The organism is Streptoverticillium olivoreticuli subsp. olivoreticuli (assembly GCF_003391135.1).
Taxonomy (GTDB): Bacteria; Actinomycetota; Actinomycetes; order Streptomycetales; family Streptomycetaceae; genus Streptomyces; species Streptomyces blastmyceticus.
The window spans coordinates 5,348,801-5,372,033 of the sequence record NZ_CP031455.1; the positions used below are offsets into that span (position 1 = coordinate 5,348,801).

25 protein-coding genes, 1 tRNA gene and 1 pseudogene are annotated in these 23,233 nt (G+C 69.8%); 16 read left to right on the forward strand and 11 right to left on the reverse strand.

Going from position 1 to position 23,233, the window contains the following annotated elements; all coding sequences use genetic code 11:
• The first annotated feature begins 78 nt into the window (after positions 1-78).
• On the forward strand, positions 79-546 hold the full coding sequence (locus DXZ73_RS23535; RefSeq protein WP_116213059.1) for a DUF5994 family protein: 468 nt from the start codon (positions 79-81) through the stop codon (positions 544-546).
• Positions 547-601: 55 nt separating this feature from the next.
• The gene (locus tag DXZ73_RS23540) at positions 602-1,024 is read left to right on the forward strand and encodes a YjbQ family protein (RefSeq protein WP_116213060.1); all 423 of its coding nucleotides are present in this window, start codon (positions 602-604) and stop codon (positions 1,022-1,024) included.
• Here the strand turns inward: DXZ73_RS23540 and DXZ73_RS23545 are convergent.
• From DXZ73_RS23545 to DXZ73_RS39565, 3 genes and pseudogenes are all read right to left on the reverse strand, one after another.
• A complete protein-coding gene (locus tag DXZ73_RS23545) occupies positions 1,017-2,015 on the reverse strand; it encodes a PP2C family protein-serine/threonine phosphatase (protein WP_116215793.1) in 999 nt (332 codons plus the stop codon). The genes DXZ73_RS23540 and DXZ73_RS23545 overlap by 8 nt on opposite strands.
• Before the next feature lie 279 nt (positions 2,016-2,294).
• The gene (locus DXZ73_RS23550; protein WP_116213061.1) at positions 2,295-2,732 is read right to left on the reverse strand and encodes a hypothetical protein; all 438 of its coding nucleotides are present in this window, start codon (positions 2,730-2,732) and stop codon (positions 2,295-2,297) included.
• A 134-nt stretch (positions 2,733-2,866) separates the two neighbouring features.
• Positions 2,867-3,045: pseudogene (locus DXZ73_RS39565) on the reverse strand (transcriptional regulator); the annotation flags it as partial.
• A 47-nt stretch (positions 3,046-3,092) separates the two neighbouring features.
• On the opposite strand from DXZ73_RS39565, the gene DXZ73_RS23555 reads away from it, so the two are divergent.
• The 8 genes from DXZ73_RS23555 to DXZ73_RS23590 all read left to right on the forward strand — a co-directional run bounded on the left by DXZ73_RS23555 (position 3,093) and on the right by DXZ73_RS23590 (position 10,579).
• Positions 3,093-4,307, forward strand: a complete 1,215-nt coding sequence (locus tag DXZ73_RS23555) for a Shedu anti-phage system protein SduA domain-containing protein (RefSeq protein WP_116213062.1) — start codon at positions 3,093-3,095, stop codon at positions 4,305-4,307.
• Positions 4,304-4,627: a hypothetical protein gene (locus DXZ73_RS23560; protein ID WP_116213063.1), complete on the forward strand. Its 324-nt coding sequence runs from the start codon at positions 4,304-4,306 to the stop codon at positions 4,625-4,627. Before DXZ73_RS23555 ends, DXZ73_RS23560 begins: the two co-directional genes overlap by 4 nt.
• A gap of 313 nt (positions 4,628-4,940) precedes the next feature.
• A complete protein-coding gene (locus DXZ73_RS23565) occupies positions 4,941-5,540 on the forward strand; it encodes a chemotaxis protein CheB (RefSeq protein ID WP_116213064.1) in 600 nt (199 codons plus the stop codon).
• A complete protein-coding gene (locus DXZ73_RS23570; RefSeq protein ID WP_116213065.1) occupies positions 5,540-7,402 on the forward strand; it encodes a CheR family methyltransferase in 1,863 nt (620 codons plus the stop codon). The genes DXZ73_RS23565 and DXZ73_RS23570 overlap by 1 nt, the downstream gene beginning before the upstream one ends.
• 31 nt (positions 7,403-7,433) lie before the next feature.
• Complete coding sequence (locus tag DXZ73_RS23575) at positions 7,434-8,294, forward strand: ANTAR domain-containing protein (RefSeq protein ID WP_116215794.1); 861 nt, start codon at positions 7,434-7,436, stop codon at positions 8,292-8,294.
• Positions 8,295-8,305: 11 nt separating this feature from the next.
• A complete protein-coding gene (locus DXZ73_RS23580; RefSeq protein ID WP_116213066.1) occupies positions 8,306-9,040 on the forward strand; it encodes a GAF and ANTAR domain-containing protein in 735 nt (244 codons plus the stop codon).
• A gap of 279 nt (positions 9,041-9,319) precedes the next feature.
• Positions 9,320-9,739 (forward strand): STAS domain-containing protein, encoded by a 420-nt coding sequence (locus DXZ73_RS23585; RefSeq protein ID WP_116213067.1) that lies wholly within the window; start codon positions 9,320-9,322, stop codon positions 9,737-9,739.
• 540 nt (positions 9,740-10,279) lie between these two features.
• Positions 10,280-10,579, forward strand: a complete 300-nt coding sequence (locus tag DXZ73_RS23590) for a hypothetical protein (RefSeq protein ID WP_116213068.1) — start codon at positions 10,280-10,282, stop codon at positions 10,577-10,579.
• Between the two features lie 123 nt (positions 10,580-10,702).
• Here DXZ73_RS23590 and DXZ73_RS38305 read toward each other — a convergent pair whose 3' ends face one another.
• The 4 genes from DXZ73_RS38305 to DXZ73_RS23605 all read right to left on the reverse strand — a co-directional run bounded on the left by DXZ73_RS38305 (position 10,703) and on the right by DXZ73_RS23605 (position 13,132).
• Positions 10,703-10,873 carry a hypothetical protein gene (locus DXZ73_RS38305; protein ID WP_162890307.1) on the reverse strand — a complete coding sequence of 57 codons (171 nt, stop codon included), beginning with the start codon at positions 10,871-10,873 and terminating at the stop codon, positions 10,703-10,705.
• Positions 10,874-11,280: 407 nt separating this feature from the next.
• Positions 11,281-11,354: transfer RNA gene (locus DXZ73_RS23595), tRNA-Pro, on the reverse strand.
• A 47-nt stretch (positions 11,355-11,401) separates the two neighbouring features.
• Positions 11,402-12,160, reverse strand: coding sequence for a Pr6Pr family membrane protein (locus DXZ73_RS23600; RefSeq protein WP_116213069.1), 759 nt, complete (start codon positions 12,158-12,160; stop codon positions 11,402-11,404).
• A gap of 39 nt (positions 12,161-12,199) precedes the next feature.
• Positions 12,200-13,132, reverse strand: coding sequence for a metallophosphoesterase (locus DXZ73_RS23605; protein WP_116215795.1), 933 nt, complete (start codon positions 13,130-13,132; stop codon positions 12,200-12,202).
• A gap of 188 nt (positions 13,133-13,320) precedes the next feature.
• Between DXZ73_RS23605 and DXZ73_RS23610 the strand changes: the two genes are divergently transcribed.
• Positions 13,321-13,785 (forward strand): GatB/YqeY domain-containing protein, encoded by a 465-nt coding sequence (locus tag DXZ73_RS23610; protein WP_116213070.1) that lies wholly within the window; start codon positions 13,321-13,323, stop codon positions 13,783-13,785.
• 87 nt (positions 13,786-13,872) lie between these two features.
• Here the strand turns inward: DXZ73_RS23610 and DXZ73_RS23615 are convergent, their stop codons facing one another.
• The gene (locus DXZ73_RS23615) at positions 13,873-16,119 is read right to left on the reverse strand and encodes a transglycosylase domain-containing protein (RefSeq protein WP_116213071.1); all 2,247 of its coding nucleotides are present in this window, start codon (positions 16,117-16,119) and stop codon (positions 13,873-13,875) included.
• A gap of 385 nt (positions 16,120-16,504) precedes the next feature.
• Here DXZ73_RS23615 and DXZ73_RS23625 point away from each other — a divergent pair, with 385 nt between their 5' ends.
• Entirely contained in the window at positions 16,505-16,840 is a 336-nt protein-coding gene (locus DXZ73_RS23625; RefSeq protein WP_205519362.1) for a WhiB family transcriptional regulator, read from the forward strand.
• A 184-nt stretch (positions 16,841-17,024) separates the two neighbouring features.
• Here the strand turns inward: DXZ73_RS23625 and DXZ73_RS23630 are convergent, their stop codons facing one another.
• Together DXZ73_RS23630 and DXZ73_RS23635 are read right to left on the reverse strand one after the other, a co-directional pair.
• Positions 17,025-18,458, reverse strand: a complete 1,434-nt coding sequence (locus tag DXZ73_RS23630) for an ArsA family ATPase (protein WP_116213074.1) — start codon at positions 18,456-18,458, stop codon at positions 17,025-17,027.
• Positions 18,455-19,450 carry an ArsA family ATPase gene (locus DXZ73_RS23635; RefSeq protein WP_116213075.1) on the reverse strand — a complete coding sequence of 332 codons (996 nt, stop codon included), beginning with the start codon at positions 19,448-19,450 and terminating at the stop codon, positions 18,455-18,457. The genes DXZ73_RS23630 and DXZ73_RS23635 overlap by 4 nt, the downstream gene beginning before the upstream one ends.
• Positions 19,451-19,690: 240 nt before the next feature.
• Between DXZ73_RS23635 and DXZ73_RS23640 the strand changes: the two genes are divergently transcribed.
• The 4 genes from DXZ73_RS23640 (at position 19,691) to DXZ73_RS23655 (ending at position 22,158) form a co-directional block, all read left to right on the forward strand.
• Positions 19,691-19,849: a DUF4177 domain-containing protein gene (locus DXZ73_RS23640; protein WP_003967454.1), complete on the forward strand. Its 159-nt coding sequence runs from the start codon at positions 19,691-19,693 to the stop codon at positions 19,847-19,849.
• Positions 19,846-20,310 carry a RidA family protein gene (locus DXZ73_RS23645; RefSeq protein ID WP_116213076.1) on the forward strand — a complete coding sequence of 155 codons (465 nt, stop codon included), beginning with the start codon at positions 19,846-19,848 and terminating at the stop codon, positions 20,308-20,310. Before DXZ73_RS23640 ends, DXZ73_RS23645 begins: the two co-directional genes overlap by 4 nt.
• A gap of 106 nt (positions 20,311-20,416) precedes the next feature.
• A complete protein-coding gene (locus tag DXZ73_RS23650) occupies positions 20,417-21,331 on the forward strand; it encodes an NUDIX hydrolase (RefSeq protein WP_116213077.1) in 915 nt (304 codons plus the stop codon).
• Positions 21,328-22,158 (forward strand): MBL fold metallo-hydrolase, encoded by an 831-nt coding sequence (locus tag DXZ73_RS23655; RefSeq protein ID WP_116213078.1) that lies wholly within the window; start codon positions 21,328-21,330, stop codon positions 22,156-22,158. Before DXZ73_RS23650 ends, DXZ73_RS23655 begins: the two co-directional genes overlap by 4 nt.
• A 185-nt stretch (positions 22,159-22,343) precedes the next feature.
• Here the strand turns inward: DXZ73_RS23655 and DXZ73_RS23660 are convergent, their stop codons facing one another.
• A complete protein-coding gene (locus DXZ73_RS23660; RefSeq protein ID WP_030367278.1) occupies positions 22,344-23,018 on the reverse strand; it encodes a Crp/Fnr family transcriptional regulator in 675 nt (224 codons plus the stop codon).
• Positions 23,019-23,233 lie beyond the last annotated feature (215 nt).

Consider the following 23,233-nt stretch of genomic DNA (forward strand, 5'->3'; position numbering starts at 1 on the left):
GGCGCTCCGCCCGGCGGCCGCCTCCGCGGTCCGCGCGGTGACCGATGCGCCGGATTCTCGGAGACGGGCGAACACACCATGGCCGATTCCGACACCCCACACCTCCTGCCGGAGGCGGTCCACCGGGCCGTGAAACCGGGGACGGCCCTCCTGCGGCTGGAGACGACGCGGACCCGCGAGGGCATTCTGGACGGCGCCTGGTGGCCCCGCTCCCGCGACATCGCCGCCGAGCTCCCCGGTCTGATCGGCGCGCTGACCGAGCACCTCGGCCCGGTCACGCGCGTCGGCCTGGACGCGAGCGCCTGGGAGGAGCTCCCGGTGCGCCTGGTCATCGACGACCGGGTCGTGCACATCGACTCCTTCCCCGTCGGCGACGACACGGTGCTCATCACCCGGGGCGACAACGACCACTTCGTCCTGCTGGTCGTCCCGCCCGGCACGGAACCCGGCGCGGCTCACGCCGCGATGGCCAGGGCCGTACGGGCCGACAACGTCACCGATGCCGAGCACATCCTCATCGACACCAATGCCGACCGGCGGACCTGAACAACAACCCGTCCAGCCGTGAGCGCCTCCGCCCGGCAACGGGTACTGATGAGCCATGGCCAGCACTTTCACCACCCGCACGATCACCGTCACGACCGGCTCCGCCGAGACCATGCACGATCTGACGAACGCCTGCTCCGCGTTCCTCCGGGAGGCCGCTCACGGGCGGAACGGACTGCTGAACGTCTTCACTCCCCACGCGACGGCCGGCCTGGCCGTCATCGAGACCGGCGCGGGCAGCGACGACGACCTGCTGGCGGCCCTCCGCGACGTCCTCCCCGCGGACGACCGCTGGCGGGACCGCCACGGCGGCCCGGGCCAGGGCCGTGACCACGCGCTGCCGGCCCTGGTACCACCGCACGCCACCTTGCCCGTGGTCGACGGTGAGCTGGAGCTGGGGGACTCGCAGTCCGTGGTGCTGGTGGACACCGACCGCGGCAACCCCGACCGTCAGGTCCGGCTGTCCTTCCTCAGCTGAACGGTCCCGGGTCGTCCTTCGGAGGCTCCCCCAAGCGCACGGCGAGGGCGGCGATGTCGTCGTCGAGGCCCCCTCTGCTGTAGCGGAGGAGGTCACGGTGAAGGGTGTCGAGCAGCCGGCGGGGCCGTTCCGGGGTCTGCCGGCGCATCCAGGCCGCCAGCGGGAAGAGCTCGCCGCCGTGGTCGCGGGCCTCGGTGACGCCGTCGGTGTAGAGAAGCAGCAGGTCGCCGGGGGTGAAGCCGAAGGTGTCTGTGCTGTAGTGGTCGCCGATCAGCTCCGCGAGGTTGAGCAGCGGCGAGGGGGCGGTGGGCTCCAGGACGCGGAGTCCCTCGCGGCCAAGGAGCAGCGGCGGGGGGTGCCCGCAGTTGAGGATTCCTATACGGCCGCCCTCGTGCGGGATCTCGACGAGAAGGGCGGTGGCGAAGCGCTCCATCAGATCCTCGGGCGGGAACGCGGCGCTGTAACGGGTGCTGCTGGCCTCCATACGGCGCGCGACGCAGGCCAGGTCGGCCTCGCCGTAGGCCGCTTCCCGGAAGGAGTTGACCATCGCCGCGGCCGCCCCCACCGCCGGCAGCCCCTTGCCCCGCACATCGCCGATGAGCAGCCGGACCCCGTACTGCGTGTCCGCCACCTCGTAGAAGTCACCGCCGATACGGGCCTCCGCCGCGGCCGCGAGATACAGCGACTCGACCTCGACGCCCCCGAGCCGCCGTGGCATCGGGCTCAGCACCACCTGCTGCGCCGCGTCGGCGACGAGCCGGACCTGGAAGAGGGTCCGCTCCCGCTTGAGCCGGACATGACTTCCGTACGCGGCGGCCACGGTGACCGCGACGATCCCCGCCGCCGTGTACCCCGTCCCCAGGTCGGGGAACACGATGCCGAGCCCGATCATGAGGAAGAGGCAGACCGTCCCCAGCAGAACGGTGGGGAGCACGGGCCACATGGCGGCGGCGAGGGCGGGCGCCGCGGGCAGAAGGCGGCTGAAGGCCATGCTTCTGGGCGTGGTGTACGCCAGGCTCGCGATGACAATGGTGAGGATCACCGGTGACAGCACGGTAAGCGGCCCCCGGCCGAGGCTGTTGCGGAGCCGCCCAGGCTTGATCACATTTCATAGCATATCCATACGGGGTGGACGCGGCGCTCCGACGGCCCGGAGCCGGGTCCGGGGTGCGGCTTCCTTGATCCACTCCCCGCGTGCCGCCCGCGTGCCTTCCGGGCGCCTGAAGTGCTGTTTCACCTGTCGGGGTGGCCTGGGGCTCCGGCCGGGGCGCTATCCGCAGTCGCCCAGGACGGGACCTGAATCGACGGGCGAGTACGTCGCGTACAGCAGGAACAGCTCCAGCGGAATCGTCAGCATGCCGGGCCACACGCCGATGTAAGCCACGAGCCCTCGCTTCGTCCCCCAGAGCGGGACGCCGTACTGCCGGCGGATCCGCTTGGCGAGCAGTACGCAGACAACGACCGCGGAAATGCCGAGGACCGGCCCAGCCCACGCGGCGACATGTTCCGCTTTCGGGAAGGGCATGTGCCGGCATGCCGCCTGTTGCCGTTCGACCCAGTCGCGGTCGATGTTCTGCACCTGCCAGGAAGTGACCACGCCGACAACGGTCGCGACCGGCACCCACAGTGCGGCGATCAGTGTGCCGGGCGCGATCGGGTGCTTCCGCGTGGCACGGCCGGAGACGGTGGAAGAAGGTGAAGCAGCCATCAGTACCGAGATCCACTCCCTGCTCGTTCCCTGCGCACCCTCCAGATACCCGAAAGTGCTTCAGGTCTGGTTTCCTGTGAAAGGAAACCAGACCTGAAGTGCTGTTTGAGCTGTCGGGGTGGCGGTGTTGTCGCTCACGAGGACGCCTCCGCGGACGCGGGCCGGCCGGGGCGGGTGAGGACCCCGGCGAGCTTGTTGGTCATCTCCGGCAGCAGCCAGTCGGCTGGAAGAGGTCGAAGGCCGGGGTGAGGCCGTAGACGCAGATCTTCCCGCCCTTGCGCGAGGCGATCATTGACAGCAGCCTCAGCCGCACGACTGCTGCGGACCATAGTTGTCAGTGCCGACTTCTAAAGTCCTGGTATGGCGATATTCCGATCCAGCTTCTCGCTCAGGCGCATGGTCGAAGAAGCGCGAAAACTCACCGAGCACGCCGGCGTACATGAACAGATCGATGCGGTGCTGCGCATCATGGGCGATGGCTTCGGCGGGACGTACGGCAAGGGAAGGCCGTTGGTGGACGCCCTGGAGGATGCGGCCCAAGAGTGCCTGCTCCATGAGGAGTTCGCGCTGGCTCAGCGCTTTCAGAGGTTCGCCGGCTACGCGGGCGGCGAACTCTTCCTTGACACCATTGAGAATTACTACGACGCGAAGGCGCGGCAGCGGAGCGAGGAGTTCATGCGGCGGATGGCTGCCATGGGCGCCGATCGAGCCGTGTCCACCTTGGAGGCGCTGCGCGCCGAGAACCCCGATGCGAGTGTCACCGACGCCCTCGCTCTCTTCCACGGCATCGCCCGGTCCACCGGCCATCTGGGTATCGGAGACGGCGAGGGCGGAATCCAGCTGCCCACCAAGTACCTCAAGCGCCTCCAGGAGTTCGGGCACATGGAGCTGATCCTGAAGGATCTTCCCCGGCCGGCCTCTGCCGAGACCGCCCGGATGATGAGCGAGTTCCTGGAGGACGCGGACGCCGGAATGCTGGCCCAGCTGCTGGAACTGCGGGCCAGGCGGGCGGGCCTCGCCGCCCTGCGCGTCGCAGTGGACCGCCCCGAGAGCTCTGAGGGCGCCCTCCACGCCTGCCTGAAGAACCAGGAGTGGATCTTCGGCGGCGCCTTCGTGGCTGAGCTGGCCCGCCGTCAGTACACCCCGGACACCATTCTCGACATTCCGCTACTGCGAGGGGACGGCTCTTTGCACGTGGTGGAACTCAAGCGCGCCAACATCGAGAAACTGGTCATCCGGCCCAGCGGTCAACTCATGCTGGGTGCCCCGGTCCACCGCGCGGTCTCGCAGACGCAGAACTACCTACGGACCTTGGACGAGGGCCGTGAAACCATCCTCGCGCAGTACGGGGTCGACACGCGCAGGGCCTCCGCGACTGTCGTGATCGGGCATCCGCAGTACGTGAATGAGGGGGTCACACCCCAGCAGGTCGCAGACACGCTGCGGACCTACAACACGCACATGGCACGTATAGAAGTGATCACCTACGAGACCTTGCTGGAGTCTGCGGAGCGGATGCTGGCGCTCTCGTCGGCCGAGCAGACCTCCGGCCAAGTTGAGGGACACACGGCATGAACGACGACTCTCCCGCGATCGAGCCGCTCCTGGCGAGACTCTGCGGTGGCGCCATCAGTGGTAAGGACTACGTCGGCTACTTCATGAACGAGCACGGCGAGGAACTCGTCTTCGCCCAGCGGCGGGGCGACAAGACCGCCCGGCTTTGGCACAGCGACGCGGACTGGGAGATGGTCCGGGTCGGTGATCATTCGATACGGCTCGACGGAGTCATGGAAGGGATGATCACCGTGGCCGACCTGATCATCAACCGCTCTGAGGCGACATGGCTGTCCTCCTGCCTGGCAGCCTCCCGCCATCTGCGTCCGGGGCGCGCCTGACCTGGTGTTTCTCTATCGAGGTGGCGGGATTTGAACCCGGGAACGGGCCACCTTGCAAGATCCACTCCCCGCTCGCCCGGGAGTTTCTTCCTGTGTTCGTACAGCTCCACGGCGAGGAAGATACCGACCCTTGGGGTCGGCGTAGCTCGCGTGAGTGTCAAGCTTCCCCGGGAGGATGTTCGGGGTGCTGACGCCCATGTCGGCCCATCCGTCGGCAGCCGTTGCGACCGTGCCGTACGGCGCCCCCGGAAGGTGTCGCAAGCTGCGCGAAAGCTGACCGGTTCCCCGGGACCGGGTCCGTTAGTCTCGCCCTGTGACGGCAGACCAGCACGTACCGGACCCGTACGCCATCGTGGCGGTCGCCGCCTCGGCCGGCGGCATCCGCGGCCTTGGCGTGTTCCTGGGATCCCTGGCCCCTGGCCTCCGGGTACCGGTGCTCGTCGTCCAGCACCTGGATCGGCGGCACCGGAGCTTCATCGCTGAGATCCTCGGCCGCAAATCGTCTCTTCCTGTCAAATTGGCCGAGGATCGTGAACACGTCGAGGCGGGGACCGTTTATGTGGCTCCGCCCGATCGACACCTCCTCGTCGGGCCCGAGGGGGTCCTCACGTTGTCGAGTGATGCCCTCGTTCACTTCGTGCGGCCCTCTGCCGATCGGCTCTTCGAATCGGTGGCCGATGCCTACGGTCCGCGGGCCATCGCCTGCGTGCTCACCGGCACCGGCGTCGACGGCGCGACGGGGGTGCTCGCGGTGAAGTCGCACGGAGGCACCGTGATCGCCGAGGATCCGCAGACGGCAGAGTTCAGGGGCATGCCGGAGGCGGCGGTTCAGACGGGGGCCGTCGACTTTGTGCTACCCCTTGACGAAATCGCCGCGGCCGTCCGCGGTCTGACCGAGACCAAGAGGCAGTGATGAGCCAGTCGGCCGGTGCCGAGACTGACCAAGAGTTCGAGGAACTGCTCGATTTCATCCGCGATGCACGCGGATTCGACTTCACCGGATACAAGCGTTCCACCTTGACCCGGCGTATCCGCAAGCGGATGAACGAGGCGGGTGTCCAGGGCTACGCGGAGTACCGCGATCTGCTCGAGACCGATACGGACGAGTTCCGCACCCTGTTCAACACGATCCTCATCAATGTCACGTCCATGTTCCGTGACCAGGACGCGTGGGCTCTTCTCCAGCGTGAGGTCGTCCCCGACATAATCGCGGATGTCGGCCCCGAGGCCGAGATCCGGGTATGGAGCGCCGGCTGTTCCAGCGGTGAGGAAGCGTTCTCGCTGGCCATCATGTTCGCGGAGGCGCTCGGTATCGAGGAATGCCTCCAGCGCGTCAAGATCTACGCCACGGACGTGGACGAGGAAGCACTGCGCGAAGCCCGCGCGGGGCTCTATCCGGCGAAGACCCTGGAGCCGCTCTCCGCGGAACTGCGGGAGAAGTACTTCGAGCAGAACGGCGCCAAGTTCGTCTTCCGGCCCGATCTCCGGCGTCGGGTCATCTTCGGCCGTCACGACATCACCCGTGACGCCCCCATCTCCCGCCTGGACCTGCTGGTCTGCCGCAACACCCTGATGTACTTCAACGTCGAGGCGCAGGCCCAGATCCTCGACCGTTTCCACTTCGCGCTGCGGGAGGGCGGGTACCTCTTCCTCGGCAAGGCCGAGATGCTGCTCAACCACGGAGAGCGGTTCGAGGCGGTCAGCATCCGCCAGCGCATCTTCCGCTGCCGCCCCGGCGCCAACAACCTTCCCTATCCCCCGATGCCCGCCAAGGTGAGGCCGATCATGGGGCCTGAGGTGCAGGCGACTACTAGGACCCGACAACTGCGCGATCTGATCCTCGACGCGGCTCCGTCCGCCGGCGTCGCCCTGGACGCGGAGGGAACCGTAGTGCTGATCAACAGCCAGGCGCGCTCCCGGTTCGGCCTCAACGTCAATGACGTGGGCCGCCCCTTCCAGGATCTGGAGCTCTCCTACCGGCCCATCGAACTCCGTTCCCTTATCGAGCAGGCCACGCACGAACGCCGGACACTGCGTGCCAACGGTGTCGAACGGCACCTGGGCGACGGCGGCACTCAGTATTACGACATCCTCGTCCAGCCGATCTCGAGCGGTCCCGGCCTCCCGGTCGCCACCAACATCACCTTCACCGACGTCACGCATGCCACGCAGCTCAAGGCGGAAGTCAAGCGGGTCCGTGATGACCTCGAAACGGCATACGAGGAGCTCCAGTCGACCAACGAGGAGTTGGAGACCACGAACGAGGAGCTCCAGTCGAGCATCGAGGAGTTGGAGACCACCAATGAGGAGCTCCAGTCGACCAACGAGGAGCTCGAAACCACCAACGAAGAACTGCAGTCGGGCCATGAAGAGCTCGAAACGATGAACGACGAGATGCGCATCCGCACCAAGGATCTGGACGAAGCCAGGGCATTCCTGGAAGGCGTGGTGGGCAGTATCGCGGCCGGTGTGGTGGTCCTGACCGCCGACATGAAGGTGAAGAGCTGGAACCGGGGCGCGGTCGAACTGTGGGGGCTGCGCGCGGAGGAAGTGCTCGACGAGCACTTCTACACACTGGACTTCGGGCTGCCCACCACCGAATTGCGCGAGGTCATCCAGAAATGCATCGCGTCGGGCAAGCGGGCGGGCCCGGTGGGGATCCCCGCCGTCAATCGTATCGGCAGAAGCATCAACTGTGCGGTGATCTGTTCTCCTTTCGACGGTCACAACGGCGGAGTGGTGCTGCTGATGGAGGACGCCACCAACGCGGGGTAGCGGTTCACACCGCCAGGCGTACGCTGTGAACATGACCGTAGAGGGCGGCAGTTCGAACTCGTCGAGTCGGCGGGCGGAGGCTGCCTGGCAGCGAGCCGCCCTGGCGAGGGAGCGCGCCGCGCAGCAGGGAGTCCACGCGGAGCGGCATGAGCGCCGGGCCGAGGAGACGGGGCGGGAGTTCCACACGTCCATGGCCTCGATGCACCGCAGGACGGCAGACCGCCATATCGCGGCGGCGCGGCTGCAGGAGACGTTCGCACGCCGTATGGCCGACGGGCCGACGGGCCGCGGTGCCCGGCCGGTCTTCATGACCGGGGTCGCGGAGGCATGCGGCACACGAAGTGCCGCGCTCACCCTCATCGGCACCGACTTGAGCCAGCTCGCGGTCGCCGCCTCGGACCGGCTCTCCCGAACCGCTCAGGACTTGGAGTACGTGCTCGGCGCGGGACCGGCGCGGGAGGCGGCACGTGATCGCCGCCCGGTGGCCGCTGTCGGTCCGGACGTCGAGAAGTGCTGGCCGGGCTACGGCTCCGGGCTGGCCTCGCTCGGCCTTTCCCTCGTCGTCGCCATGCCGCTCACGACGCCGGTGGGCTGCATCGGCGCGCTCACCGTCTTCGACCCCCGGCCCGGCCTCGCGGAATCCGGGGTCTTCGACGAGGTGGCCGCCGCGCTCACCGACAGTGTGCTCCTCGGCCCGGACGCCGATGCCGGCCTGTACGGCGACGTCGACCACCGGCCCGTCGTCCACCAGGCCGCGGGCATGCTCTCCGAGCAGGTCCGCTGCCCGGTCGGTGATGCGCTCGCGCTCATCAAGGCGCGCGCCTTCGCCCTGGGAGAGCCCCCGGAGTCGATCGCTCAACGGATTGTGTCCGGAGACCTGAAACTCAGCTGAGGGGAAATGGCATGCCCACGCCGGATCAGCGGCTGGCCGACGCGTTCGTGGCTCTGGCCGACACGCTGGACGATTCCTACGACATCGCGGCATTCCTGGCCACTCTCACGGAGTGCAGCGTCAAGCTGCTCGACGTCCGTGCCGCCGCAGGGGTGGTGCTTGCCGGATACGGGTCTCAAGGTACGCAAGCGGCCGCCTCCGATCCTCTGGTGGCACGGCTCGAGGCGGACGCCGCCCAATGGCAGGAGGGCCCCTGTCACGACTGTCATCGCTCCGGCGCCCGACTCGACATCGGGCTCGCCGGGACAGCGGCCCGGCAGCGGTGGCCGCGATATGCCCCGGGGGCCCACGCCCTGGGCTACACCCGGGTCGCGGCGCTGCCCCTGCGGCTGCGCGACGAATCCGTCGGTTCACTCGTCCTGCTGTGCACCGGAACCACCTCGTTGACCCAGGACACGCTCGATCTCGGGCAGTCGCTGGCGGACGCCGCCACGATCGCCATGCTGCGCGAGCGAGAGCTGAGCGAAAGCCGCACTTTGACGACGCAGTTGGAGGGCGCGCTGAACAGCCGGGTACTGGTCGAGCAGGCCAAGGGCATGCTCGCGAGTCGGCTGGCGCTCTCCATGAACGAGGCGTTCGACCTGCTACGCGATTATGCGCGCTCGCATCAACGGAAGATCGCCGCTGTGGCACTCGACGTCATCGAAGGACGTGTGCGCCCCGACCGGGCGAAGAGCGGGCGCTGACGGACCGGGCCGGCGTTGGCCGGGTACGGCCCCGGTGCCCGCCCCCGCTGCGGGGAGGGCGACGGACCGGCTCCGAAGGCAGGCGGCAGAGGAGGGGCCGTGTCAGTGGGAACCCCGACTTCCACCCCGCCCGCGTCACTCACACGGGTGAATCGGTGTAGGGCGGCACGATTCTGCACCCGTTCTGTTTCTAGGGTTGCGGGTGTCGCCCTGGCCCCCGGTGGCTGTCCGCGTGATCGCATGTCCCGCTGTTGCGGGGCCAGTTGTATCGGGATTGCCATGGGCATCAAGCGCCGAGATTCCGTCCCGGAGCCGCCCGCTCCTCCCCGGACGGAACTGCCCAAGGCGGGCCTGAACGCGCGCAGCTATGTGCTGGACGGTGTCACTGTGGTGCAGTTCCACGGCGACATCGACCTGGCCATCGCCGTCGATCTCCAGGAGCATGTCGACGCCGCGACGTCACAGGCAGGTTCCCGGGTGGTCATCGACCTCCGTCAGGTGCAGTTCATGGACTGCACCACGCTCACCCTGTTGTGCCGGGCCCGTCGGCGCGCAGTGGAGGGCGGTGGTTCCTTCGCTCTGATCTGCACCCGGCCGTGGCACCTGCGGATCCTGAAGGCCGCCGAACTGCACACGGTTCTCCGGCCGGTTGCCACGTTGGACGATGCGCTGGCCTGCACGCAGGGACATCCGGACTGAGGGAGAGCCGGCCGCCGCCAGGAGGAGAGTGGACACCGGCGGCGGCCGGACGCTGGAGCGTGGGGCTCCTTTCTCTCTCGGCGACAGCGTGGATCCGCCCTTCCTGGCCGACAGGGACACGGAGCGATCGGAAGCCCCTGACAGACAGGCCGGGAAGGGCGGGACCGGGGAACACGCGCAGCGGGTCGCGATCTCCGGTCGTCCTTGTGTGGGCACTGTGGCCTCGGGGTCCGGGAGAGCCGGGTCGGCAGCGTGGCTGCCTGGCCTCGTGGGGGAGGTTAGGCGTCTTTGTGGGCATGGGCAAGCATCGGATTCGGCCAGCGACGTCCGGGTCGCGGCGGGCCGGAGGCGCAGCCGGCGACCATGTCCGGAAGCGGAGCCGACTCCCCCAAGTGGACAGATTTCAGCCTGCGTTCGGGGCATGGCGCGGTTCCGGCCTACTTCCGGCAATCTCCTGGATTCCTACCCGTTCACAGCCCTTGCGCGGCAGACTCGGCCTCCGGTCAGACCCGACAGAACGGGGAGAGAGAAGGCATTGCCATGACGGCAGCCACGCACGCTTCTCATGCACTGCACACCCATGCGCACGGAGCCGGATGCGGGCACGTCGCGATACCGCACGGCGACCACACCGACTACGTGCACGACGGGCACCTGCACCGCACGCACGAGAACCACACCGATGCGTGCGAGCCCTCGGCCCACACCGTCCATCAGAGCCACGACCACCAGCACCACCCCGGCTGCGGCCACGTCGCGGTACCGCACGCGGACCATGTGGACTACATCCACGACGGACACCGCCATGCCCAGCACGACGGGCACTGGGACGACCACTGACCGCATGACCGCAGTCAGCCACGTCGTCATCTCGGGCTGAACGGTCTCCGTCGGCTGCAGTCTCCAAGGCTTGTCCGGCGGGTTGCCGTTCGCAGCACCCGCCGGAAAGGCCATGAGCCAGAACTACGTCGCCGCCGCCAGGCATTGGATGATGGCGAGGAGAGTCGCGTAGATGAAGTCCGTGGCGCCGCTGTCGGCCGTATGGTCAGCGGCCAGGGCCGGGGCCGGAACCGCCAGGGCGATGACGCCCAGGGTGAGGGCTGCGGCGATGGCGGCACGGCGGAAGGTATTCACAGAGGCACTCCTCGACAGGGCTGGTGTCCGGTGCTTCGGGTCGTGAGGGAGGCTGCCCCGCTCGCCGGGAAGCACGCCGCCGCCCGGGGGCGCACGGAGGCTGCCGGGGGAGCCTCCCTCAGGGCAGTGATCTGTTCCCTCGCCCTGCCGCCTGACGCACCGGACAGGCCCTATGCGGTCGAGGACGGAATGGGGGCGTCGCCGGAAGCCCGCCGTGCGATGTGCCCCAGATCACCCGTGCGAGTCCTCGATGGACTGCTGAGGGTGCTCCGGTAGGAGCCTCCCACTGGAGTGACTCTCTTGATCCACTCCAGGATCACTCCAGAGACGCCGTCCGGGCGCACAAAAACACTTCAGCCCTGGTCTTCTCTTCCGAGAAGACCAGGGCTGAAGTGCTGTTTCAGCTGTCGGGGTGGCGGGATTTGAACCCACGACCTCTTCGTCCCGAACGAAGCGCGCTGCCAAGCTGCGCTACACCCCGATCGCTGCTCCAGAACCCGTTTTCGCAGGTCCCCGGCGCAACGAGCTCTACTTTAGCGGACCGGAGCCCAGAGACGAAATCCGATTCCGGGGGGCGCGCAGGTGGGGGCGTACCCGGTCGAGGAGGGTGAGGGCGAGGGCCAGTACGTAGAAGGCCAGGCCGAAGACGACGGCGTTGCCCAGGACGCCGGCGTAACCCTGGAGGTCGACGTCCAGGAAGGGGTAGGGGTAGCGGCCCTCCGTGCCGGGGTCTAGGAGGGCGCCGCGGAGCAGGGCGAAGGGGAAGTAGAAGAGGGGGTAGGCGAGCCACTGCCAGGCGTGGCGCAGGAGGAAGCCGCCGGGTGCGGTGAGCACGAGCCAGTCGAATGCGGCCGCGAGTGGGGTCACGGTGTGCAGGAGCTGGTTGGCGACCGACTCGAGGGGGGTTCGCTCGCTGGTCATGGAGAAGCCGCTGGAGTCGTTCGACAGAACGAAGTGAAATACGAGACCCGTGATGCTTATGTACAGCAGCGCTGCGCCCGTGATCCGTGGGGAGAGGGCGGGGCGCGCGGTCCAGGCGCGGTGGGCGGCCCAGGCGAAGGTGACGGCCACCACGATGTTGGACTGGATCGTGAAGTAGCTGAAGAGCCGGCCCAGGTCGTCGGAGTCGATCGAGTCCAGGACGATGCCGGTGAGCGCGGCGAGGGCCACGAGCGCGCGGAAGGCCGCCGCGACGGGGCGGCGGCCTGTGGGCACGACGGCGGAGGCGGGGACGCCCGCCGCACCGGGCGGGCCGAGCCGAGTGGTGGAGGAGGTCGGGTCGATCATCCCTCCACCGTACGGGTGGGCGCCGGAAACCTGCCCGGGTCAGTCGCGGTCGCGGGGGGTGAGGGTGAGGAGGGTGACCTCCGGGGGGCAGGCGAAGCGGACCGGGGTGTAGCGGTTGGTGCCGCAGCCCGCCGAGACGTGGAGATAGGAGCGGTGGCCGCCGGCCCGGTGGGTGGAGAGGCCCTTGACCCGCTGGGCGTCGATGTCGCAGTTGGTGACCAGCGCGCCGTAGAAGGGGATGCAGAGCTGGCCGCCGTGGGTGTGCCCGGCGAGGATCAGGGGGTACTGATCGGCGGTGAAGGCGTCGAGCACCCGCAGATAGGGGGCGTGGACGACGGCCATGGAGAAGTCGGCGTCCTGGCGGGGGCCGCCGGTCACCTCCGCATAGCGGTCGCGCTTGATGTGCGGGTCGTCGAGGCCGGTGAGCGCGATGTCATAGCCGTCGATCTTGAGGCTGCCGCGGGTGTTGGTGAGGTTGACCCAGCCCGCGGAGTCGAAGCCGTCGCGCAGCTCCTCCCAGGGGTTGTGGATCACGCCGACGGCCGGGGCGTTGCCGTTCAGCCCGTGGCGCCCGCTGGCCTTCTCCAGCAGATAGCGCGCGGGGTTGCGGAGCTTCGGTCCGTAGTAGTCGTTCGACCCGAAGACATAGGCGCCGGGGAACTCCATCAGCGGGCCGAGCGCGTCGAGCGTCTCCGGGACGCCCTCCGGGTCGGAGAGGTTGTCCCCGGTGTTGATCACGAAGTCCGGGCGCAGCCCGGCCAGCGACTGGAGCCAGCGCTGTTTCTTGCGCTGTCCGCCGACCATGTGGATGTCGGAGACCTGCAGCACCCGCAGTGGCCGCATCCCCGGCGGCAGCACGGGCACGCTGACCCGCCGCAGCCGGAAGGAACGGACCTCGAAGCCGGCGGCGTAGGCGAGGCCCGCCGCGCCGACGGCGGTGATTCCCAGGGGTACTCCATAACGAGCGCGCATGTCGTCCATGGTCGCAGACCCCGCCCCCGCCGCGGGCACCCCGGTCCCCTCCTGTGGATAACTCCACGAGGCCGACCTCCGGACTCCGTACGGGAGTTGTGCCGGATCCGGCTCCCGGATCGCCTCGCCGCCGCCGCACCGGCCGTTAATGCGGGGCGCTCGCCGTGGCCGGGTGCGAAGATTGCGGCATGACCACGCTCAAGTCCAGGCTTCACGACGACCTCACGAACGCCATCAAGGCGCGTGACGAGCTGCGCTCCGCCACGCTCCGCCTCACCCTCTCCGCGATCGCCTACGAGGAGACCGCGGGCAAGTCCGCCCGCGAGCTCTCCGACGACGAGGTGCAGAAGGTGATCGCGCGCGAGGCGAAGAAGCGCCGCGAGGCCGCGGAGGCGTTCGACAAGGGCGGCCGCGCCGACTCCGCGGAGCGGGAGCGCGCGGAGGGCGTGGTGCTCGCGGAGTACCTGCCGCAGCAGCTGTCCGACGAGGAGCTGACCGCGATCGTCGCGGCCGCCGTGGCCGAGGCGAAGGCCGGGGGCGCGGAGGGCCCGCGTGCCATGGGCGCCGTCATGAAGATCGTGAACCCGAAGGTGGCCGGCCGTGCCGAGGGCGGCCGCGTGGCCGCCGCGGTGAAGCTCCTGCTCGCGGGCTGAGCCGGTACGCGTACACCGCCCACGTGTAAAGGGGCGCCCGGACCATGACGGTCCGGGCGCCCCTTTCGTATGCGCGAGCGGTTGGCGTCAGTGGCCGGTGCCGCCCGGCGGGTTGTGCTTGCCGCCGCCCGGCTTGCCCCGCCCGTGGCCCGTACCCGCATCGGCGCCGGTGTTCGCACCGTTGTTGCCGTTGCCGTTGCCGTTGCCGTTGCCGTTGCCGTTGCCGTTGCCGGTCGCCGGGTCGGTGCCGCCGTTGTCGCGGCCCTGCGGCGCGGCGTCGCTGATGCTGCCCACGGAGTCGAACGTCGGCGCCGGCTTGCCGTCCAGGGCGCCGGTCATGGCGTCGCGCCAGATGGGGCCCGGGGTGTCACCGCCGTAGACCTTGTCGTGGTAGACGCCGCCGATGGTGATGCCCTCCATCTCGACGTCCTTGCCGGGGCCGCCGACCCAGACCGCGCCCGCCATGTTCGGGGTGTAGCCGACGAACCAGGCGGCGTGACGGCTGTCCGTCGTACCGGTCTTGCCCGCGCTGTCCCGGCCGTCCAGTCCGGCCTGCTTGCCGGTGCCGTCCTCGACCACGCCCTTGAGCAGGGCGTTGACGGTGTTGGCGGTCTCCTCGGACATCGCGCGCGAGCACTGCGTCTTGGGGACGCTGATGCCCTTGCCGTTGGGGTCGGTGGCCGAGTTGATGAGGACGGGGGTGCAGTACTTGCCGCCGTTGGCGAAGGCCGCGTAGGCGGCGGCCATCTTCAGGGGCGACATGCCCTGGGTGCCCAGCGCGATCGACGGCACCTGGTCCATCTTCTTGCCGGAGGCCGGCTTCAGGCCCAGCTTCGCGGCCATCTTCGTCACCGGGCAGGTGCCGATGTCGCCGATCATCTGGATGAAGTAGGTGTTGACCGACTTCGCGGTCGCCTCCCGCATGCCGTACGGGCCGACCTCGCTCCGGTTCTCGTTGCTGACCGTCGCGCCCTCGCTGTTGCGCCAGGTGCCGTCACACGTCTCGACCGAGTCGGGGTAGGCCATCTGGAAGGGCGAGCCGTAGACCTTGTTCGGCGAGATGCCCTCCTCCAGGGCGGCCGCCGCGAGGATCGGCTTGAAGGTCGAACCGGTCTGGAAGCCGTAGGTCGAGCCGCCCTGGGCGTGGTCGGCGGAGAAGTTGATCTGCGTCTGGTTCTGCCCGAAGCCGTACGGCCGGGACTGCCCCATGCCGAGCACCTTGCCGGTGCCGGGCTCGACGATCGATACCGCGGTGGCCACCGAATCGTTCTGGTAGACGTGATCGCTGATCGACTTCTGCACGGACTTCTGGGTCTGCGGGTCCAGGGTCGTACGGATCGTCATGCCGCCCTCGTTCCAGCGCTTGGCCCGCGCCTCCTTCGTCTTGCCGAAGGCGGGGTCCTGGAGGAAGGTCTCGCGGACGTAGTCGCAGAAGAAGCCGGCGCCGTCGACGGCGGTGATGCAGCCGCTCTTGGGGCGGGTGACCTTGAGCTTGAGCGGCTTGGCCTGGGCGGCGGCGGCCTCGGCCGGGGTGATGTTCTTGAGCTCGGCCATCCGCTGGAGGACGGTGTTGCGCCGCTTGGTGGCTTCCTTGGGGGCGTTGACCGGGTCGTAGCGGCTGGGCGACTGCACGATGCCGGCCAGCAGGGCGGCCTCGTCCAGGGAGAGGTCCTTGGCGGGCTTGCTGAAGTAGCGCTGGGAGGCGGCCTCCACGCCGTAGGACTGCTGCCCGAAGAAGGTGATGTTCAGGTAGTTGTTGAGGATCCGCTTCTTGCCGAGCTCCTTCTCGACCTGGATGGCGTACTTCAGCTCCTTGACCTTGCGGCCGAGGGTCTGCTGGGTGGCGACGGCGACCTTGTCGGGGTCGTCGCCCGCCTCCTCGATGAAGATGTTCTTCACGTACTGCTGGGTGAGGGTCGAGGCACCTTCGGAGACGCCGCCGGTCTGCGCGTTCTTGTTGAGCGCGCGGAGGACGCCCTTGAGGTCGACCGCGCCGTGCTCGTAGAAGCGCGCGTCCTCGATGGCGACGATCGCCTGCTGCATGTAGGGCGAGATCTCGTTCAGCGGGACGACCGTGCGGTCGCGGGAGTACACCTTCGCGATCTCGCCGCCCTGGGCGTCGAGGATGGTGGTGCGCTGACTGAGCGGAGGGGTCTTGAGGCTCGCGGGGATGTCGTCGAACCCCTCCACCGAACCCTTCGCCGCGAGGCCGAAGGCGCCGACGGCAGGCAGGGCCAGGCCCGCAAGAACCGCTCCGGAGAGCACGCTGACACCGAGGAACCTGGCGGCCTGGCGGCCCCTGCTGGGGCCCCCGCCCGAACGCTTCATAGCCATGAAGGGAAGCCTACGTTCTCATTCGGCGGACAGACGCCCGTGTGTTCGCCTACGCTGTTTCACGCCAGTCACTGCGATGCGTTTCAGCATCACCTACGCCTTCACTCTTGTGAGTGATGAGACGTGTCCGTATTGCCGCCTGTGTCACTCGGTGACCACTGCGACATGGGGGAACTGCCCCGATATGGCGGGGAAAGTCGCTGATGTCGCTGGCTCACTCCGTTGGGTGATCTGCCGTCTACGCATAGTCCGTTCGGGCCATCCAAGATTGGGCCCGAAGGGGGTGTTGCCCCCTGCCTGCCTTCCGTAACGTCCTCAACTGGCAACGGTGAATATGCCGCTGCCGCCGTGGGGGAGCCTCAATTCGGGAGAGGACGGCGCCAGCATGGGCTGGGTAACCGACTGGAGTGCGCAGGCAGCCTGCCGCACTACCGATCCGGATGAACTATTCGTTCAGGGCGCAGCACAGAACCGGGCCAAAGCGGTCTGCACCGGGTGCCCGGTGCGCACCGAGTGCCTGGCCGACGCGCTGGACAACCGCGTCGAGTTCGGCGTGTGGGGTGGGATGACCGAGCGTGAGCGGCGTGCGCTGCTCAGGCGCCGGCCGACCGTCACCTCGTGGCGCAGGCTTCTGGAGACCGCTCGTACGGAATACGAGCGCGGTGCGGGAATCCTGCCGCTGAGCGACGAGGAGTACGACGCCTATGCGGCGGTCGGCTAGCCGCTGAGAGCGCCGATCCTGAGCGCCCCGACACCGACGGCATTACCCACGGCGCCGTCGGTCGGGGGCCTCGGCGCGCCGCTCGGCGGTTTCGGGCCGCGCGCCCGGTCGTACTCGGCAGACAGGGCGAGCCCTCAACAGGCCTCGTCGACAGGCCTCGTTCTCAACAGGCGGAGCGCAGCGCTCAGCCGGTCGTCCCGGCGCGCGCTTCCGGGACCTTCCCCGCGGCCGTGTCGTCCGCCGTCGTGCTGCCCGCGGCCTGACAGGCGAGTCGCTCGCCGATCGCCCGCAGGCCCGCCAGGTCGTGCACATCGCCCGGCAGGGCGGCGACTTCCGCCACCGCGACCTCGGGGTGCAGTGCGGTGAAGCGGTCCCGTGTGCGGCGCTCTCGGGCGAGCACCCGCATCCGCTCGGCGTGCAGCCTCAGCAGACCGGCGGTGAGCCGTGCGGTGGAATCCTGTGCGGTGAAGTCCTGTGCCGTGGAGCCTCCTGAGGGGGCGGGCTGGGGGAGGCCGCTCTCGGGAGTGGACGGGACCGTGGGAGCGTCGGTGCCCGGGGCATCAACGGTACGTGAGGCAGCTTGCCCGCTGTCACGATCCACAATGCCGCCGCAATCAAGATTTTCCGATGTTTCCATCGGTGCCGTCGCCAGGACTTCACCGGGTGCGCCGAGCGAGCCGTCGAGCAGCGCCTCCGCCGCGGCGAGCGCCCGGTCCGCGGGGAGCCGGGCGGCCTCGCTGCCGTGCACCCGGTTGAGGACGAGGCCCGCCAGTGGCATCCGCTCGGCGGCCAGCCGCTCGATGAAGTACGCGGCCTCCCGCAGGGCGTCCCGCTCCGGAGCCGCGACGACCAGGAAGGCCGTACCGGGCGCCTGGAGCAGCCGGTAGGTGGCGTCCGCGCGGGTGCGGAAACCACCGAACATCGTGTCCATGGCGGCCACGAAGGTCTGCACGTCGCGCAGGAGCTGCGCCCCCATCAGCTTGTTGAGCGGGCCGCTCATCACCGACATGCCGACGCCCAGGAACTTCATCCCGGCCCGGCCGCCGATCTTCGCCGGGGCCATCAGCACCTTGATGAACTTCCCGTCCAGGAAGGACCCCAGGCGCCCCGGCGCGTCCAGGAAGTCGAGCGCCGAGCGGCTCGGCGGGGTGTCCACGACGATCAGGTCCCACTCGTCCCGCGCGCGGAGCTGGCCGAGCTTCTCCATGGCCATGTACTCCTGCGTGCCCGCGAAACCGGCCGACAGGGACTGGTAGAAGGGGTTCTCCAGGATGGCGCGGGCGCGCTCCTTGTCGGCGTGCGCCTCGACTATCTCGTCGAAGGTCCGCTTCATGTCGAGCATCATGGCGTGCAGCTCGCCACCGGCGGAGGAGTCGATTCCGGGCACCCGGCGCGGCACGTTGTCGAGCTCGTCGATGCCCATCGACTGCGCGAGCCTGCGGGCCGGGTCGATGGTGAGGACGACGACCTTGCGGCCGCGCTCCGCGGCCCGTACTCCCAGTGCCGCCGCGGTCGTCGTCTTGCCGACGCCACCGGAGCCGCAGCACACCACGATGCGGGTGCGGGGGTTGTCCAGGACGGGGTCCACGTCCAGCACGGACGCCGTGTCCAGGCTCACTCGGAGACTCCTTGCTTCCGCAGTTCGCGCGCCATGCGGTAGAGGCCCGCCAGGTCCACGCCGTCGCCGAGCAGTTCCAGTTCGTAGGTGGGCAGGCCGAGCCCCGATATCTCCGTGCGGCCGCGGTGCTCCAGGGCGAGCCGCTCGGTGTGCTCGCGCGCCTGCGCCACCAGGGGGTCGACCAACTGCTCGGCCAGGCCCGCATGGCGCGCGCCGCCGAAACCGGTGCCCTCCAGGGCGTGCGCCAGCGTGTGGGCGACGGCGGCGCGGCGGCCGTTCGCGGCGATCTCCACCGCCGTCTCGTCCAGGATCTCCGGGCGCACCATGTTGATGACGACGCCGCCCACCGGCAGCCCGGCGGCGCGCAGTTCGGCGATGCCGTCCACGGTCTCCTGGACCGGCATCTCCTCCAGGAGCGTCACGAAGTGCACGGCCGTCTCCGGGGACTTCAGGACGCGCATCACGGCCTGCGCCTGATTGTGGATCGGGCCGATCCGGGCCAGCCCGGCCACCTCGTCGTTGACGTTGAGGAAGCGGGTGATGCGGCCGGTCGGCGGGGCGTCCATGACCACGTGGTCGTAGACGTAGCGGCCCGTGCGGTCCTTGCGGCGCACCGCCTCGCAGGCCTTGCCGGTCAGCAGGACGTCCCGCAGGCCCGGGGCGATGGTTGTCGCGAAATCGATCGCGCCGAGCTTCTTGAGCGCGCGCCCGGCGCTGCCGAGCTTGTAGAACATCTGGAGGTAGTCCAGGAGCGCCCGCTCGGCGTCGATCGCGAGCGCGTGGACCTCGCCGCCCCCGCCGGGAGCGACCGCGATCTTCCGCTCCTCGTACGGCAGCGACTCGGTCTCGAAGAGCTGCGCGATGCCCTGCCGCCCCTCCACTTCGACCAGAAGGGTCCGCTTGCCCTCGGCGGCGAGGGCAAGCGCGAGTGCCGCGGCGACCGTGGTCTTGCCGGTTCCGCCCTTGCCGCTGACGACATGGAGCCTGCTCATGATTCGGAGCCTAATTCCTTCGCGGGGGCCGCGTGGCGTCAGGTGGCGACATGAGGTCGTTCGAGTGGTGAGGCCCGTCACGCCCGTGCGGGGCGGGGTTCGTGAAGCCTCTGGTCGCGACGGTGTCCGTGTCCTCGCGGCCGCCACCACCGGCCCGGCGCGTAGCCGTTGAGCTTGTCCGGACGTTCGCGGTGCGGGCTACGCACGGGGCTGTCGGTGTCAGGCATTACAGTCGGGCCCATGACCAAGTGGGAATACGCGACCGTGCCGCTCCTCGTGCACGCGACCAAGCAGATTCTGGACACCTGGGGCGAGGACGGCTGGGAGCTCGTCCAGGTCGTCCCGGGCCCGAACAACCCGGAGCAGCTGGTGGCCTACCTCAAGCGGGAGAAGGCGTGAGCGCCGTCGAGGCCAGGCTCGCCGAGCTGGGCCTGACGCTGCCCGACGTGGTGCCGCCGCTGGCCGCCTATCAGCCGGCCGTGCGCTCCGGCGCGTACGTCCACACCGCCGGCCAGCTGCCGATGGTCAAGGGCTCGATCCCGGTGACCGGCAAGGTCGGTGCCGAGGTCAGCGCCGAGCAGGCGAAGGAGCTTGCGGGGATCTGCGCGCTCAACGCCCTCGCCGCCGTGAAGTCGGTCGTCGGCGACCTCGACAAGATCGTCCGTGTGGTGAAGGTCGTGGGCTTCGTCGCCTCCGCACCGGACTTCACCGGTCAGCCGGGCGTCCTGAACGGCGCCAGCGAGCTCCTGGGCGAGGTGCTGGGCGACAAGGGCGTCCACGCGCGCTCGGCCGTGGGCGTGGCGGTCCTGCCGCTGGACGCCCCGGTGGAGGTCGAGATCCTGGTGGAGGTCGGGGACTGACCCCGGCGGCGGGTCCGGGCGGGCCGGTGGCCGGTCCGTACCGGAGTTCACCGCGCCGCGCCCGGCAGCCCTCGAACATCCGCGCGTGAGCGCATAGCATCCGGCCATGTCGACTTCGAACGGCCAGTGGTACCCGCCGGAGTGGCCGGACCGGATCAGAGCGCTCACCGCCGGAGAGCTCCGGCCCGTCGCGCCCCGGCGCGCCGCGACCGTGCTGCTGCTCCGTGACGGAGCCGACGGCCCCGCCGTCCACATGCTGCGCAGACGCGCCTCCATGGCCTTCGCCGGAGGCGCGTACGCGTATCCGGGCGGCTCCGTCGACCCGCGTGACGAGCGCGAGGTGCCCTGGGCCGGGCCGTCGCGCACCGAGTGGGCGCAACGCCTCGGCGTGGACGCCGCCGGAGCCCAGGCCATCGTCTGCGCGGCCGTCCGGGAGACCTTCGAGGAAGCGGGCGTGCTGCTGGCGGGCCCGGCGCCCGACACGGTCGTCGCGGACACCACGGGCGCCGACTGGGAGGCCGACCGGGCCGCCCTGGTGAGCCGCGAGCTGTCCTTCGCCGAACTCCTCGACCGGCGCGGCCTCGTGCTGCGCAGCGACCTCCTCGGGGCCTGGGCGCGCTGGATCACCCCGGAGTTCGAGCCGCGCCGCTACGACACCTGGTTCTTCGTGGCCGCGCTCCCCGAGGGACAGCGCACCCGCAACGCCTCCACGGAGGCGGACCGCACCCAGTGGATCCGGCCCGCGGCGGCGGCCGACGGCTACGACCGGGGCGAGCTGCTGATGATGCCGCCCACCGTCGCCACCCTGCGCGCGCTGCGCCCGTACGGCAGCGTGCGGGAGGTGCTGGGCGCGGCGGGTGACCGGGATCTCACCCCTGTTCTGGCGCGAGCCCGGCTCGTCGCGGGCGAGATCGTGCTGAGCTGGCCGGGGCACGACGAATTCACCAGACACATCGCTCCGGCGACGCCGGAGCCCGGTGACCCCACGGGAACCCCGCGAGCTTTGGGAGCCGACTCATGACCACGACAGCCGACCTTCCCGGCAGGCCGCGCGCCGGCGCCATCGGCGGACCCGCGACCGCCCGCGCGACCTGTGTGCTCGCGCACAACCCGTCCGCGATGACCCTGGACGGCACCAACACCTGGATCGTCGCCGAGCCCGACTCCGACCTCGCGGTCGTCGTCGACCCCGGCCCGCTGGACGAGGCCCACCTCGCGGCGGTCGTGGCCACGGCGAAGGCGGCCGGCAAGCGCGTCGCCCTGACGCTGCTCACCCACGGCCACCCCGACCACTCGGACGGCGCGGCCCGCTTCGCGGAGCTGACCGGCACGCACGTACGGGCGCTGGACCCGGCGCTGCGGCTCGGTGGCGAGGGGCTCGGCGTGGGCGACGTGATCACCACCGGCGGCCTCGAACTGCACGTCGTCCCCGTGCCCGGTCACACCGCGGACTCCCTCGCCTTCCACCTCCCGGCCGACCGCGCCCTGCTCAGCGGCGACACGGTCCTGGGCCGCGGCACCACGGTCGTCGCCCACCCCGACGGCCGGCTCGGCGACTACCTCGACTCCCTGCGCAGGCTGCGCGCGCTCACCGTCGAGGAGGGCGTGGAGACGGTGCTGCCCGGCCACGGCCCGGTGCTGGACGACGCCCGGGGCGCCATCGACTACTACCTGGTGCACCGCGCGAAGCGGCTCGCGCAGGTCGAGACGGCCGTCGAGAGCGGCTGCCGGACGCCACAGGAAGTGGTCGCCCATGTCTACGCCGACGTCGACCGCTCGCTGTGGCCGGCGGCGGAGCTGTCCGTACGGGCGCAGCTGGACTATCTGGGGGAGCACGGCCTGATCTGAGGGGCGCTCGGATCCGGGCGCGCGCTTGCGAGGTCACGTGCGCCTGCGGGACCGACCGGCGCCCGGCAGTGCGAGCGCACGCCGAAGGCCCCCGCCGTCTCCGGCGGGGGCCTTCGGTGCGTTTGCCGGCGCGGTCCCTCTCGGGTGCGCCCGGGGGCGTGCGCCCCTTCGCGTCAGCTTTCGCGTCAGCGGGACCGCTTGGCGAGCCGCTCCACGTCGAGGAGGATCACCGCGCGGGCCTCCAGGCGGAGCCAGCCGCGGCCCGCGAAGTCCGCGAGGGCCTTGTTGACCGTCTCGCGGGAAGCGCCGACCAGCTGGGCCAGCTCCTCCTGGGTGAGGTCGTGCACCACGTGGATGCCCTCCTCGGACTGCACGCCGAACCGGCGGGACAGGTCCAGGAGCGCCTTGGCGACACGGCCCGGGACGTCGGAGAAGACCAGGTCCGACATCGAGTCGTTGGTGCGGCGCAGGCGGCGCGCGACGGCGCGCAGCAGGGCGGTGGCCACCTCGGGGCGGGCGTTGAGCCAGGGCTGGAGGTCGCCGTGGCCGAGGCCGAGCAGCTTGACCTCGGTGAGGGCGGTGGCGGTGGCGGTGCGCGGCCCCGGGTCGAAGAGCGACAGCTCCCCGATGAGCTCACCCGGGCCGAGGACGGCGAGCATGTTCTCGCGGCCGTCGGGCGAGGTGCGGTGCAGCTTCACCTTGCCCTCGGTCACCACGTAGAGGCGGTCGCCGGGGTCCCCTTCGTGGAACAGGGCGTCGCCCCTCGCGAGGGTGGCCTCGCCCATGGAGGCGCGCAGCTCAGCGGCCTGCTCGTCATCGAGCGCCGCGAAAAGCGGGGCGCGCCGCAGAACGTCGTCCACGAGTTCTCTCCTTGTCGACATGCACAGAGGACCGTGGTCCCCATGATGCCCGTCGGTAAAACTGTGTGATCAAACACAAGTGTCGCGCATCGTCGGCGGAAGCCCTACGGCAGGGGTCCGATTGGGCTGTGGTTTTCCTGCGCGCGGGCCGGATGTCAGTGCTGGGCTCTAGTCTGGCCGGGTGTCCAATACGCCGGTGAGAGCACAGGGCAAGG

Bases quoted from the DNA above. Each gene is read 5' to 3' on its own strand.
- DXZ73_RS23535 (WP_116213059.1), top strand. From the start codon at position 79: ATGGCCGATTCCGACACCCCACACCTCCTGCCGGAGGCGGTCCACCGG.
- DXZ73_RS23540 (WP_116213060.1), top strand. From the start codon at position 602: ATGGCCAGCACTTTCACCACCCGCACGATCACCGTCACGACCGGCTCC.
- DXZ73_RS23545 (WP_116215793.1), bottom strand. From the start codon at position 2,015: ATGGCCTTCAGCCGCCTTCTGCCCGCGGCGCCCGCCCTCGCCGCCGCC.
- DXZ73_RS23550 (WP_116213061.1), bottom strand. From the start codon at position 2,732: ATGGCTGCTTCACCTTCTTCCACCGTCTCCGGCCGTGCCACGCGGAAG.
- DXZ73_RS23555 (WP_116213062.1), top strand. From the start codon at position 3,093: ATGGCGATATTCCGATCCAGCTTCTCGCTCAGGCGCATGGTCGAAGAA.
- DXZ73_RS23560 (WP_116213063.1), top strand. From the start codon at position 4,304: ATGAACGACGACTCTCCCGCGATCGAGCCGCTCCTGGCGAGACTCTGC.
- DXZ73_RS23570 (WP_116213065.1), top strand. From the start codon at position 5,540: ATGAGCCAGTCGGCCGGTGCCGAGACTGACCAAGAGTTCGAGGAACTG.
- DXZ73_RS23575 (WP_116215794.1), top strand. From the start codon at position 7,434: ATGACCGTAGAGGGCGGCAGTTCGAACTCGTCGAGTCGGCGGGCGGAG.
- DXZ73_RS23580 (WP_116213066.1), top strand. From the start codon at position 8,306: ATGCCCACGCCGGATCAGCGGCTGGCCGACGCGTTCGTGGCTCTGGCC.
- DXZ73_RS23585 (WP_116213067.1), top strand. From the start codon at position 9,320: ATGGGCATCAAGCGCCGAGATTCCGTCCCGGAGCCGCCCGCTCCTCCC.
- DXZ73_RS23590 (WP_116213068.1), top strand. From the start codon at position 10,280: ATGACGGCAGCCACGCACGCTTCTCATGCACTGCACACCCATGCGCAC.
- DXZ73_RS23600 (WP_116213069.1), bottom strand. From the start codon at position 12,160: ATGATCGACCCGACCTCCTCCACCACTCGGCTCGGCCCGCCCGGTGCG.
- DXZ73_RS23605 (WP_116215795.1), bottom strand. From the start codon at position 13,132: ATGCGCGCTCGTTATGGAGTACCCCTGGGAATCACCGCCGTCGGCGCG.
- DXZ73_RS23610 (WP_116213070.1), top strand. From the start codon at position 13,321: ATGACCACGCTCAAGTCCAGGCTTCACGACGACCTCACGAACGCCATC.
- DXZ73_RS23615 (WP_116213071.1), bottom strand. From the start codon at position 16,119: ATGGCTATGAAGCGTTCGGGCGGGGGCCCCAGCAGGGGCCGCCAGGCC.
- DXZ73_RS23625 (WP_205519362.1), top strand. From the start codon at position 16,505: ATGGGCTGGGTAACCGACTGGAGTGCGCAGGCAGCCTGCCGCACTACC.
- DXZ73_RS23635 (WP_116213075.1), bottom strand. From the start codon at position 19,450: ATGAGCAGGCTCCATGTCGTCAGCGGCAAGGGCGGAACCGGCAAGACC.
- DXZ73_RS23640 (WP_003967454.1), top strand. From the start codon at position 19,691: ATGACCAAGTGGGAATACGCGACCGTGCCGCTCCTCGTGCACGCGACC.
- DXZ73_RS23650 (WP_116213077.1), top strand. From the start codon at position 20,417: ATGTCGACTTCGAACGGCCAGTGGTACCCGCCGGAGTGGCCGGACCGG.
- DXZ73_RS23655 (WP_116213078.1), top strand. From the start codon at position 21,328: ATGACCACGACAGCCGACCTTCCCGGCAGGCCGCGCGCCGGCGCCATC.